General features: G+C 50.3%; 13 protein-coding genes. 5 read left to right on the plus strand and 8 right to left on the minus strand.

Annotation, left to right across the window (positions count from 1 at the left end; genetic code table 11):
• Nucleotides 1-116: 116 nt before the first annotated feature.
• On the minus strand, nucleotides 117-1,100 hold the full coding sequence (locus NG833_RS17100) for an SDR family NAD(P)-dependent oxidoreductase (RefSeq protein WP_256556035.1): 984 nt from the start codon (nucleotides 1,098-1,100) through the stop codon (nucleotides 117-119).
• A 203-nt stretch (nucleotides 1,101-1,303) separates the two neighbouring features.
• On the opposite strand from NG833_RS17100, the gene arfB reads away from it, so the two are divergent.
• A complete protein-coding gene (gene arfB / locus NG833_RS17105) occupies nucleotides 1,304-1,717 on the plus strand; it encodes an alternative ribosome rescue aminoacyl-tRNA hydrolase ArfB (protein WP_254566492.1) in 414 nt (137 codons plus the stop codon).
• A gap of 184 nt (nucleotides 1,718-1,901) precedes the next feature.
• Here the strand turns inward: arfB and NG833_RS17110 are convergent, their stop codons facing one another.
• From NG833_RS17110 to NG833_RS17125, 4 genes are all read right to left on the minus strand, one after another.
• On the minus strand, nucleotides 1,902-2,210 hold the full coding sequence (locus NG833_RS17110; protein WP_254566493.1) for a hypothetical protein: 309 nt from the start codon (nucleotides 2,208-2,210) through the stop codon (nucleotides 1,902-1,904).
• A 51-nt stretch (nucleotides 2,211-2,261) separates the two neighbouring features.
• Entirely contained in the window at nucleotides 2,262-2,501 is a 240-nt protein-coding gene (locus NG833_RS17115; RefSeq protein WP_254566494.1) for a hypothetical protein, read from the minus strand.
• Between the two features lie 88 nt (nucleotides 2,502-2,589).
• A complete protein-coding gene (locus NG833_RS17120; protein ID WP_254566495.1) occupies nucleotides 2,590-3,507 on the minus strand; it encodes a hypothetical protein in 918 nt (305 codons plus the stop codon).
• A gap of 85 nt (nucleotides 3,508-3,592) precedes the next feature.
• Nucleotides 3,593-4,234, minus strand: coding sequence for a transaldolase family protein (locus NG833_RS17125; RefSeq protein ID WP_254566496.1), 642 nt, complete (start codon nucleotides 4,232-4,234; stop codon nucleotides 3,593-3,595).
• Between the two features lie 82 nt (nucleotides 4,235-4,316).
• On the opposite strand from NG833_RS17125, the gene NG833_RS17130 reads away from it, so the two are divergent.
• Genes NG833_RS17130 through lepB form a run of 4 tightly spaced genes read left to right on the plus strand, consistent with a single transcriptional unit; the run spans nucleotide 4,317 to nucleotide 7,347 of the window.
• Nucleotides 4,317-4,916 carry a 4Fe-4S single cluster domain-containing protein gene (locus tag NG833_RS17130; RefSeq protein WP_254566497.1) on the plus strand — a complete coding sequence of 200 codons (600 nt, stop codon included), beginning with the start codon at nucleotides 4,317-4,319 and terminating at the stop codon, nucleotides 4,914-4,916.
• A gap of 11 nt (nucleotides 4,917-4,927) precedes the next feature.
• The gene (locus NG833_RS17135; protein ID WP_254566498.1) at nucleotides 4,928-5,701 is read left to right on the plus strand and encodes an SDR family oxidoreductase; all 774 of its coding nucleotides are present in this window, start codon (nucleotides 4,928-4,930) and stop codon (nucleotides 5,699-5,701) included.
• A 10-nt stretch (nucleotides 5,702-5,711) separates the two neighbouring features.
• Entirely contained in the window at nucleotides 5,712-5,867 is a 156-nt protein-coding gene (locus tag NG833_RS17140) for a hypothetical protein (protein WP_254566499.1), read from the plus strand.
• 4 nt (nucleotides 5,868-5,871) lie between these two features.
• The gene (lepB, locus tag NG833_RS17145; protein WP_254566500.1) at nucleotides 5,872-7,347 is read left to right on the plus strand and encodes a signal peptidase I; all 1,476 of its coding nucleotides are present in this window, start codon (nucleotides 5,872-5,874) and stop codon (nucleotides 7,345-7,347) included.
• Between the two features lie 69 nt (nucleotides 7,348-7,416).
• On the opposite strand, the gene NG833_RS17150 is transcribed toward lepB, so the two are convergent.
• The 3 genes from NG833_RS17150 to NG833_RS17160 form a co-directional block, all read right to left on the minus strand.
• Nucleotides 7,417-7,935: a porin family protein gene (locus tag NG833_RS17150; protein WP_254566501.1), complete on the minus strand. Its 519-nt coding sequence runs from the start codon at nucleotides 7,933-7,935 to the stop codon at nucleotides 7,417-7,419.
• A 321-nt stretch (nucleotides 7,936-8,256) separates the two neighbouring features.
• Nucleotides 8,257-10,440: a pentapeptide repeat-containing protein gene (locus NG833_RS17155; protein WP_254566502.1), complete on the minus strand. Its 2,184-nt coding sequence runs from the start codon at nucleotides 10,438-10,440 to the stop codon at nucleotides 8,257-8,259.
• Between the two features lie 6 nt (nucleotides 10,441-10,446).
• On the minus strand, nucleotides 10,447-10,695 hold the full coding sequence (locus tag NG833_RS17160; RefSeq protein ID WP_254566503.1) for a hypothetical protein: 249 nt from the start codon (nucleotides 10,693-10,695) through the stop codon (nucleotides 10,447-10,449).
• Nucleotides 10,696-10,908: the final 213 nt, after the last annotated feature.

A 10,908-nucleotide genomic window follows, 5' to 3' on the forward strand; every position in this document is an offset into this window, starting at 1 on the left:
GGGGGGATCTCTTCTCAAAGATTTTGAAGAATTTATTGTTTGGAAATCCCTAGGTGCTTAACCTGATGATGCAATAGCAATTTATTTGTTGGAATACCCTGAGTGAAAATTCGGTTTCAACCCAGACGGGGTGCACCCAACCGACTCAGCAGCATCAGGGACCAAGGCAGGTTAAGATTGGGAACCAGGTTGGCATAGGGTCTCAATTGGGGGACCGCAAACGGGAGGAGGAAGCGCAGGGACCTCAAGGAGGCTGGGGAGGTGCCATCTTCATCTACCAGTCCATACCGTTGCGCCACTTCTGCCACAATCTGCACCCGTCCGGTATGCTGCATCACGGTGGGGTCCGCAGCTAAGGCGGCGATCGCCCGTCCGGTGAGGAGGGGCGTTTCCCAGTTGTACCGTTCTCGGAACCCAGAAAATTGGCGATCGTCCGTCTCACTTGCCGCCATTTGATCCGCCATACTGGACATTTGTTCTGTTCCCACAATCCCCGGCCAAATCGAGAGGGAGGCGACATTATAGGGTTTGAGTTCCACCGCCATCTCTGCCGCGAGGCGATCGCAACCGGATTTCCCCACCCCATAAGGCACTCCGAAAATATAAGATAGCCCTCCCCAAGAGGAAATCGTACAAATCAGCCCCTGCTGACGCGGCGTCATCATCCGCGCCGCCAAAACACTGGTCACATAGTGACTCCGTAGACCCACATTGTTACAAGCATCCCAAAAACTCGGTTCACTCTCCCAGAAGGGCCGGCCCTGGGCATTCATTAAGGCTTGCACCCCGGCATATACATTATTTACCAATAGGTCAAGGTGTCCGAAATCCGATTGAATCTGGTCAAACAGCGATCGCACTTGGTCATCATCACTATGGTCCACCTGCACCGGAATACAGAGCCCGCCAGCCGCTTCCACTGCCGCTTCCGTCTCCCTCAGACTCCCGGAAAGTTCCCCCTCTCCAGTCGCCGGGTCCAGACTCCGCCCGGTGATATACACCGTCGCCCCCGCTTCCCCCAGTCCAATGGCGATGCCTTTCCCCAGGCCCCTTGTCGCCCCGGTGACAACTGTAACTTTGCCTTCAAGTGGTTTAATCATGATGAATTGATGATGATTTGGCTTATGAATTTCTGAATTAATGAATCATTTTACTACAAGGATTGGGCAGGGAGCGATTTTTATCCGGCATCTTCGGCAACGCGCCGATTCCCCGATGGTTTATAATAGAATCGTTCGCGGCTGCCAATTTTCTAACAAGTTGCTGAACCAACCCGGTGAAATTCTCATTTTATTCCTAAATTATGCTACAAATTTCCAACACCGTCAGTATCCTAGAAAACGAAATTCAAATTAGTGCAGTTCGTTCTCAAGGGGCGGGAGGGCAAAATGTAAATAAGGTGGCAACCGCGATTCATTTGCGTTTTGATATTAAAGCATCCTCTCTGCCGGAACGCTACAAAAATCGCCTATTGAGTCTCAGCGATCATCGGATTACCCAAGAAGGGGTAATTATTATCAAGGCTCAAGAATCTCGCAGTCAGTTAGAAAACCGCCAGGAAGCTTTGATGCGGTTGCAAGAGTTGATTAAAAGTGCGGTTGCTGTTCCAAAAAAGCGCTTTAAAAGCAAACCCACGCGCAGTTCTCAGCGCAAACGTCTCGACAGCAAAACGAAGCGGGGACAGATTAAAGCGATGAGGCGGAAGGTTATGGATTAATTATCTTTTTTCGGGCGATTCTCGAATCGCCCCTACAGGGTTTTTGTCTTGAAAGGACGGGGATTTCGGGCGATTCTCGAATCGCCCCTACAGGGTTTTTGTCTTGAAAGGACGGGGATTTCGGGCGATTCTCGAATCGCCCCTACAGGGTTTTCTCTTCAAAGAAACCGTAAGTTATGCTTGATTAAGATAGAGGTTTCTCGGAACGGCCAAAGCGTTGTAGCAACTCTTCCCGCGAAAGGGTTAATAATACCCGGGTTAACTCTTCATGGGGTAACTGCAATAAGGCTACGATAATTGAGCTAAATTCTGCATCAATCATGGTTCCAAATCGAAATCCTAAAATACTTTTAATCATTTTCGCCCGTTCTAATTGGATAATGAGTTGACTATTCTGTTCAAAATTTTCGTAAAAACTTTTCGTAAAGCCTTCGATAAAACCTTGTTTGAATAATTCTTCCTTCTCACGCATATATTCCATTGAAAATCCCATAACTTCCTCCTGATTATCTCCATTTGATAGATTTAATGTATGTCACGCCAATCAAGGTTTCTCGGAACGGCCAAAGCGTTGTAGCAACTCTTCCCGAGAAAGGTTTAATAACAACGGAATGAATTCTTCATCGGATACCTGCACTAATGCCTCGATAATTGAAGCAAGTTCCTCATCAATCGTACTGAATCGAAATTTGAAGATTTCTTTAACCCATTGTTTCCGTCCTTGCTGGATACCTTCTTGGATGGCTTCTTCTCTCTGCTGTAAATAAGCTGGTGAGAATTTCATAATTAACTCCCGTGCAAGATTGATTTTGGAAATAATTTTTACAATTTAATATTGAGGGGCATTAGTTTAGCCCCTCAATATTAGGTTACTATGACCGGCCAAAGCGTTGCAGTAACTCTTCCCGAGAAAGGTTAAATACCAAGGGAGTGAACTCTTCCCTGGGTAACTGCAATAATGCGTCGATAATGGAAGCTAGTTCCTCATCAATCGAACCAAATTGGAAGTTGAGAAGATATTCAAGCATTTCCTGCCGTTCTTGTTGGACACCCTGTTGGACTCCTCGTTGGATACCTTCCTGTAAGGTGGCTTCTTGCAACTCTAGATAAGCTGGTGATAAGTTCATAATTAACTCCTGATTTTCTTGATTTGGATTTTGCCTGAGTTGGACGTTGACGCGCCAGTTGGACAGAATTTCTAACAGGTTGCGCCGGAATGGATGTCCCTGGGGTAGAGAGAGTAATTCATTCACGGCTTGTTGTTGGGTGGCCCCTCTTCCTAAGACTCGCAACCATAGGGTATTGAGGTTGGCGGGGAGTTGGTCGATCGCCACTAATGCTGTCTTCTCAAATTCTGGCATAAAATAAATCCCCGGTATCCAGTTCCCGGACTGATCCAGTTGTGCGCCAAATCCGTTCACCAGTCTTTCGGAACAGGAGGGGGACAACACCCAGAGTCGGGGTAAGTCGGATTCACTGAGGGAGTTCTTTTCCCGTCTCGCTTGTCGCAACAGGTCCCCTTGTAGGGAGTAGAGTTTCAGTTTACAGGTCCTAATCTCGACGGGGGTGGGAGGGTTTCTAAACACTTCAAACAAGCCGGTTGTGCTTGCCATTTGTCCTAAAACTCCCAGGGTTTCTGGCGCAGTGGTGGGGGTGGCGGCAGGGACGAAATAGACATCGATTTGTCGCACTTCGCTGGGAACGTCCCGACTGGTTTGGACTTGTCCCAGATAGGCTAATAATTCCTCTAAATATTGTTTCGCAAATTGGTCATGAGCAGTTCGGGTCATGATTCGGTTTGATTGCGGATATCCCTGATATTGATAACAGGAGTGCATTGGCACTCCTATTATTATAAACCAATTTTGTCGCCTGTTAAGACAAAGTTAATCCTATCCCTTTGTGATTGAATTCTTCTACGGTTTGTTGCGAGAGTTCATGGGAGGAAATCGCTCTTAACATAGCGAGGGGTAAGGTTAAATGATGGGCACCGGCTTGTAAGGAGGCAGCGGCTTCTTCGGGGGATTTAATGCTGGCGGCGAGAATTTCGACATCGCTGCCTTTTAGAACATCTGCCATCGATCGCACTAAGGCAATGCCATCTCCTAATAGTCGGGTGGCGCGGTTGACGTAGGCGATCGCCATTTTTGCTCCTGCTTCCCTAGCTACAGCAGCTTGAGCCGCACTATAAATCGCCGTCACGGAACAAGGTATGTCTGGAGATAGATGCGCGACGACTTCAAACCCAATGGGGGTGGCTGGAACTTTTAAAATGGTGCGATCGCCTATCAAATCCCGCGCTGTTTGGCCTTCTTTGACCATGCCATCAAAATCCGACGCCGTAAGCTGGTAAAATAATGGCCCCGATGTGAGGGTAACCAATTTTTTTAAGGTATCTTCTGGAGATAACTCACTGGTTGCCAATAAGGTCGGATTGGTGGTGATGCCTTTCACCCAGCCCATTTTTTGGGCCAGTTCTGCTTCGGAGGCGATCGCTGAATCTAAATAAATTGCCATGATTTTTTCCCGTTCAGTTCCATTCCAAAAATACGGGAAATTGGCTACCCTTGACAATGGACCATACCCCACCCCTAACCCCATGACCTTACTGAACTTGGCAGAACTTTGTCCCATCACCCGCACGTTGGGTCCAGGTCAACGGTTTGCGATTTGGGTGCAAGGCTGTTGTTTTAACTGTTCCGGTTGTATCTCTCCGGATTGGATTCCCCAGGTGGCGGCGACTGGGGTGGAACCGCGACGGTTGGCGGAAACGATTTTATCGGTTCCTGGGACGGAAGGGTTAACGGTGTCCGGGGGAGAACCGATGTTACAGGCGCAGGCACTGAGTGAATTATTTGAACTTTTGGCAGAGGTGGATTGTTCGATTATCTGCTATACCGGGTTTACCTTAGAACAGTTACAGGCGAAGTCCGACCCGGCGATCGCCCGAGTCTTGTCGCAAATTGATGTGTTAATTGATGGACTTTATCTGCCGGAACTCAATGATAACCAAGGGTGGCGCGGTTCTGCCAATCAACGGGTGCATTTTCTCACCCCTCGGTTGTTAGCTGAAGCGAGTGCCTTTTCCTCTCGTCGGCGGGATGTGGAAATTCACTTGCGAAATGATTCGGCGTTGATGGTGGGTGTTCCGCCTCGCCATTTCTCTGATACCTTTAAACAGGTGATTGATAACAGTTAATAGCAAGGATTATGGTGTCTCTCAAGGGTAAAATTGTCTTGATTACGGGTGCGAGTAGTGGGATTGGGGCCGCTTGCGCCCAACTGTTCGCCCAGGCGGGTGCGAATTTGATTTTGGCGGCGCGGCGTTTGGAACGGGTGCAGGAGTTAGGGACTCAACTGGAGCAACAGTATCAGATTCAGACTCATGTTTTGGGGTTGGATGTTTGCGATCGCCAAGCGGTTGACGCCACCTTGAATCATCTTCCGGACCCTTGGAATCAGATTGATATTTTAGTCAATAATGCGGGTCTGAGTCGGGGATTATCCAAACTCCATGAAGGGAGTATCGACGACTGGGAGGAAATGCTGGATACCAATGTCAAGGGATTGCTATATGTGACTCGGGCGGTGGTACCTGGGATGGTGGAACGGCAATCCGGTCATGTGGTGAATATTGGCTCGATCGCCGGTCGAGTGGCCTATCCGGGGGGCAATGTGTACTGTGCCTCAAAAGCGGCAGTGAGGGCAATTTCCGACGGTTTGAAGCAAGATTTAATCGGGACTCCGGTGCGGGTAACGGAAATCGAACCGGGTTTAGTGGAAACGGAATTTAGTTTGGTGCGTTTTCATGGCGACTGCGATCGCGCCGAAAAGGTGTATCAGGATTTAACGCCCCTCACCGGGGAAGATATTGCGGATTTAGTGCTTTTTTCTGTCACTCGACCCCCCCATGTGAATATTAGCGAAATGTTAGTCGTCCCGGTGGATCAGGCCAATGCGACCCTCGTTCATCGGCGACGCTAAACTGAAAAAGATGCGCGTGAAGGACGGACGACGGATGCAATCTACGACTCATGGTAACGGGTTAACCCTCGCCCAACTACGGGCGATATTCCAGGCAAACAAACTCTCAACGGGGCGAGGGTTGAGCGTTGCGGTGATTGGTGGTGTACCGGATATTGGGGAATAGTATCATGACACTGGCAAAGCTACAAGCCCAAGCGAAACAAGGCGATCTGCGGGCGATCGCCTCCTTGATTGATGACTGTTTAACCCCCCACGGCATGAGAGCTCAGGTGCGCTTGCATCAGGGTTTATTGTCCGTGAGCGTTCACGCGCCGACTCCCAGACATCGGCAACGGTGCGTTTCTGCGATTCGGGAACTATTGAGCAAGCTGAGAATTCCGACAGTCGCCCGGGTGCGGATTTTGGGCAAAAATCGCGATCGCTCGGTGATTTGGAGTGAAGAATTTGCCCTCTCTAAGGGAACTTATATGCGAAACGGGGCCACCAGGGGGCGCAGAAGGCGCACTTCTCACCCCAACGGTACATTATCCGCACCGAGGACGACCGTCAATCGTCGTTCGGCCTCAACGGGATCGCAAAAGAGGCGATCGCGCAATTCCAAGTTACAAAAAGACCCGTGGTTAGCGGTTAATTTATCCGCCCTGTTTCCGGGGCTCGGACAGATTTATGCCAGCAAAATTTTCCGAGGGTTGGGAATTATTTTGATTGAAGCGGTCTTAATTGCTGTGGCAGTCGCTTCGTTCTTTAGTCCCGAAGGAAATACCCTGACCAGTTTGGGATTAATTTTTCCAATTTTTGGCATTTACTTGGTTAATATTATTGATGCTCATCGATGTTTTAAAACCTTATCGTTTCTAAGATTGGAACGGGTTCTTAAAAATAAAAGAAATAAAAATAATCCCTGGGTTGCGGTATTTTTATCTCAATTGTTACCCGGACTCGGCCATCTTTATTTAAAAAATTTCGGCCTAGGCGCAGTCTTGATGATTAGCCTAATTTTGGCCTCTAATATTGCTCGATTACATCCGGGATGGTTGCTAGTTCCGCCGTTACTGTATGCGATCGCCTGTTACCATGCTTATTTTTCCTGTCCGCGATCGGCCCTCCATTCCCAGGACCCGATTGTGATGATTGTGATTTTGATTGTAGCCTTCAAGCTCACGGGGATTTTGATTCCCGCTTGGGTGGAACATGATTTTGTGCAACGGTTTACAATTCCCAGTGATTCGATGATCCCGACTCTGCGTGCTGGGGACCAAATCCTCGCTCTAAAAGCTCGGGGGCGTCCTCCGCAAAAGGGGGATTTGGTGGTCTTTCGTGCGCCGGAATTTGCCAGAACCCTTGACCCGAATGCGGGGGATTTATTTATCAAACGCACCATCGGGATGCCTTTAGATGTCCTCCGGCTCAAGGATGGGATTATTTATATCAATAATGAGCCGCTTTCCGAGGACTATGTTGCTGGCCCTGCCCAGTACAATTTCGACCCCCAGATCGTCCCGGCAGATAGTTATTTTGTGCTAGGTGATAATCGCAACAATAGCTTTGATTCTCACGTTTGGGGATATGTCCCGAGAAATCACATTATTGGCAAGGCGTATAAAATCTACTGGCCCCCAGACCGGATCGGACCTTTGCGGTAAATCCTGGGATGGGGAGTGTTTAGAGATGTACCCAGCACATCTCTAAACACTGTATCGGATCTCCCGGTCTTAAAATCGTAAACCGACGCCGCCTTGCAAAGAGACAGCCGGTTTGCTTTCATCGTCATAAGCATCTATGGCAATCACCGCATTCCCAAAGACAATGAATCGGGTATTGGGAACGGCGAAATCTACCCCGGGTTGAATCGCAAAGCTAACTTTTTGGCCCACGGGGGTATCTCCAGTAGTGAGGGCCGCCCCTGCACCCAAGTAAATATCCGTTTGCCAGGTGAGGGGATAGTCATAGGAAATGGTGGGAACCACTGCCGTACCCTCGCCGCTAAAAAATCCCTGAGCGCGTAATGAAATGGGCAGGGCGAGTAGTTTATAGCGGGCTGCTAGTAAAAAAGCGTTTTCCCGATCGCCCTCTAGTTCCGTGAGTCCAGCGGATCCACCAACCCCAATATAACTCCCATAAGCCGCTTGCGCCGATGCCGGTTGACTCGACAAGGCTAGACTGCTGGCGACTGCCACGGTCCCTAACATCAGCGCACCCAAAGTCGATCCAATTTTTTTCAGATGTTCCATTTCCCTACTCCTCTATCCCACTAAAAATAAATACTTCCGATGTTCCGTCGATTCTAGCTTAAGTTGAATCGCCGGACCATCACCGAGTCTGCTTCCCTATCCCTTCGGGAATGGCAAAACCCAGAGGAGTCAAGGGTCTGAATCCAGGATTAATACCAAATCCTCCGTTCAACGTTTTTACGCTTTAGCCCGCGCAGGCACCGCTTCGTCCGTGTAGCTCCAGGCTTGAGCCTGCGGGTTTTTACAGCGTTGGGGGGTTTCCACCCCAAACCCGGTTTTGGGTAGCTGGCATCCGCAACCGTGGCCCTGGGAACCAACCCCTTACGGTTGGGAACAGAGGGGATAAATCCCCCCTTGGGCGCAGATATAAACAATTTGTTTATCATCTAAATTGCGAGCGTTGGTAAAATCCACCCCCCGCAAAAATCCGGATGTGGAGGGGTTGGGGGATTGCAAGAGGCGATCGCCTCTTTGGGTTTGGGGTTTGAAAAACACGGCCCCTTGGAAATCCGCCCCTTCTACATTCGCCCCTTGAAAATTGACCGAGGTGAGATCGGTTTGCTGAAAGTTGACATTTTGTAATTGAGCCAAACTCAAATTCGCACCGGCTAGTTTCGTCTCGCTCAAGTTGGCATTTTGGAGATTAGACTGGGTGAAATTCGCCCGACTCAAATCCGCACCCTGCCAGTCCGATCGCGTGAGGTTCGCCTTTGCCAGGGTTGCGCCAGTTGCCACCACCCGGGGGAACCGAGTACCGATGGCGAGAATGCCGGTTAAGTTCGCTTCTGCTAACTGAGCACCCACCAGGGTAGCATTGGTGAGGTCCGCGAATTGCAAATTTGCCCCGATCGCCTGGGTACTGCTGAGGTTGGCCCCAGTCATTTGCGCCTTGGAGAGGTTCGCCCGGTCCAGTTTAGCGCGACTGAGATTGCTATAGGCGAGAATCACATGACTCAGAAAGGCCCCGGTAAAGTCGGCATCGGTGAGGATGCTGGCGGTCAAGTCGGCTTGAAGGTCATCCACGGTTCCGAAACGGCGATCGGGTCCGGGACTGGAAAATTGACTGCTTTTAAAACGAGCATGGCTTAAAATAGCGCCCCGAAATCGAATTCCAGATAAGTCCGTTTTTTCTAACACCAAGGTGAAGGGGGCCGCTTCTGTGGTGATTTGGCCCAAATGAGTGCGGCTGAGATCCAGGGGGTCGAACTCGGTGCTATAAAGTTGCAGGAGTTTGGCGATCGCCCGTTGGGTGGCTTGGAGTCGCAGTTGCACCACTTCCAACTGCTCCTCATTGGTGCTGTAGCGCAGGGAATCCAGGTCTGTGCGAGTGGATTGATTTAATTTTTGCAAATAGGGGAGCGATCGCTCGCCACTGCTGACTAAGGCTTGCTGGAGGACATCCAGTTGAGCGGGGTCCGTTTCCAGGGCCAGCAGATCCGCTAAAATTTGGTACTGGGCCTCGGGATTATCTAAACTGGCTAATCCGAGAATCGCACCTTGACGCTCATCCGGTGCAAATTGTCGGACCCAAGTGAGAAACTTTTCCTGATCCAGCGCCGCCTGAGTCCGGGTATTTTCTTGGGATTGGATATAAAGTTGAGTCGTGACGAAGGTTCCCAAAATTGCCGCCAGACCCACGGCCAATGCCAGGGCCTTTTTGGCGCTACTCTGAAGGCGAATCCTATTCCACCACTGATCGAACACGGGTTTGGATTCCGGCATCCGTTCAAGGGGTCCGCCTGCCTCTAATGGAATACCCACCTGTTTTGAGTTGCTGCTGTTCATTTTTTTACTAGGTCCCGAAACGCTGTGTCGGCTACTGCGGACCCACGTTCCGGCGAGGCGATCGTGCAGGGTGCGGCACTTGGGATCAAAGTAACTCCAGAGTCCATCAAAGGCCACCATCAAGGCCGTTGTTACTCCTAAAATTACTAAGTCCGGTACTGCGCCTGCGATCAGCCAGATTAGATAGGCGCTGGTGAGGGTGACTCCCCAACGGCCTACGGCCTCTCGCAACAGTGCACGCCCAAAACCGGGCGCTTTTCCCGAATCCGTCACCACCTGGAGGCGCAACCAGCGCTTCGGTAAAGTCTGACCCGTGAGTCCGAGTAGATATAATTGCCAAATACTGACGCTTAAGGCGGCGATCGGGCCAATTGTCCAGAGGAAATTGACGAGAGGGGGGACCAGACGGGTGCAGCGACGTCCTCGGGGATTGGGACAAGTCGGAGGCAGCCCCAGGGTCCGGGCGATCGCCCGTTCTAGGGTCACCAAAACCGGATTCAGGGGGACAGGTTGCACATTCAGATACCGCGTGGCGTGCCATCCCAAAGACAGGGGAACGAGGGCGCTAACGGCAATCAGCGCCAGTTCTACGGTACTCGCGGCCAACCGCCGTGGAAATAGGGTCACGGGGTTGACTTTCCCCGGGGTTGGGGGTTTGGTTTTTTTAGTCGATTGGACCTTGGGTGCAGTTCGCTTCGGGTCTTTAGATTTCCCAGTCACTCTGATTTATTGATTTGGGTTGGAGGATTTGGACGCTAAAAATAATTTATATCCGACAAATCCTAACACCCCAACGGCGGCCAAGGTAAAGGCTAACCGAATCAAGTTTAAGACGGTACTCACCGCAGATAAGGCCAAAATTCCCCCCACGGCGATCGCCACCACTTTCCCTCCATCAGGCAGTCCTTGATACCACAGGGTTAACTGTTGGTAGACCGATTTTAAGGAGGGGGCGGAAGGCGTAGAACTCGGCAAGGGTTGCGGTTGGTGGATTTGCGCCTCTAACTCTTGCAGTTGGCGCTCTAATTTTTGGCGTTCTTGAGGATTCTTGACACTCCCCGGTCTAAAGACACGGGGATTCTTTAGAAGGCAGTCGTAAGACTGCTAAACCCTACTCAGCCGTAGCCTTTCGGCAATCAAGGCGGTGCCAATTGCCGCTATTCTCTCTGCCCGAAGGCATTGAGCCTA

This window comes from Oscillatoria sp. HE19RPO (genome assembly GCF_024220515.1).
Classification (GTDB): domain Bacteria; phylum Cyanobacteriota; class Cyanobacteriia; order Cyanobacteriales; family Laspinemataceae; genus Laspinema.

What these genes read in the sequence shown, in the direction of transcription:
- lepB (WP_254566500.1), top strand. Translation starts at nt 5,872, where the DNA reads ATGACACTGGCAAAGCTACAAGCCCAAGCGAAACAAGGCGATCTGCGG.
- NG833_RS17120 (WP_254566495.1), bottom strand. Translation starts at nt 3,507, where the DNA reads ATGACCCGAACTGCTCATGACCAATTTGCGAAACAATATTTAGAGGAA.
- NG833_RS17130 (WP_254566497.1), top strand. Translation starts at nt 4,317, where the DNA reads ATGACCTTACTGAACTTGGCAGAACTTTGTCCCATCACCCGCACGTTG.
- NG833_RS17125 (WP_254566496.1), bottom strand. Translation starts at nt 4,234, where the DNA reads ATGGCAATTTATTTAGATTCAGCGATCGCCTCCGAAGCAGAACTGGCC.
- NG833_RS17150 (WP_254566501.1), bottom strand. Translation starts at nt 7,935, where the DNA reads ATGGAACATCTGAAAAAAATTGGATCGACTTTGGGTGCGCTGATGTTA.
- arfB (WP_254566492.1), top strand. Translation starts at nt 1,304, where the DNA reads ATGCTACAAATTTCCAACACCGTCAGTATCCTAGAAAACGAAATTCAA.
- NG833_RS17115 (WP_254566494.1), bottom strand. Translation starts at nt 2,501, where the DNA reads ATGAAATTCTCACCAGCTTATTTACAGCAGAGAGAAGAAGCCATCCAA.
- NG833_RS17110 (WP_254566493.1), bottom strand. Translation starts at nt 2,210, where the DNA reads ATGGGATTTTCAATGGAATATATGCGTGAGAAGGAAGAATTATTCAAA.
- NG833_RS17100 (WP_256556035.1), bottom strand. Translation starts at nt 1,100, where the DNA reads ATGATTAAACCACTTGAAGGCAAAGTTACAGTTGTCACCGGGGCGACA.
- NG833_RS17140 (WP_254566499.1), top strand. Translation starts at nt 5,712, where the DNA reads ATGCGCGTGAAGGACGGACGACGGATGCAATCTACGACTCATGGTAAC.
- NG833_RS17135 (WP_254566498.1), top strand. Translation starts at nt 4,928, where the DNA reads ATGGTGTCTCTCAAGGGTAAAATTGTCTTGATTACGGGTGCGAGTAGT.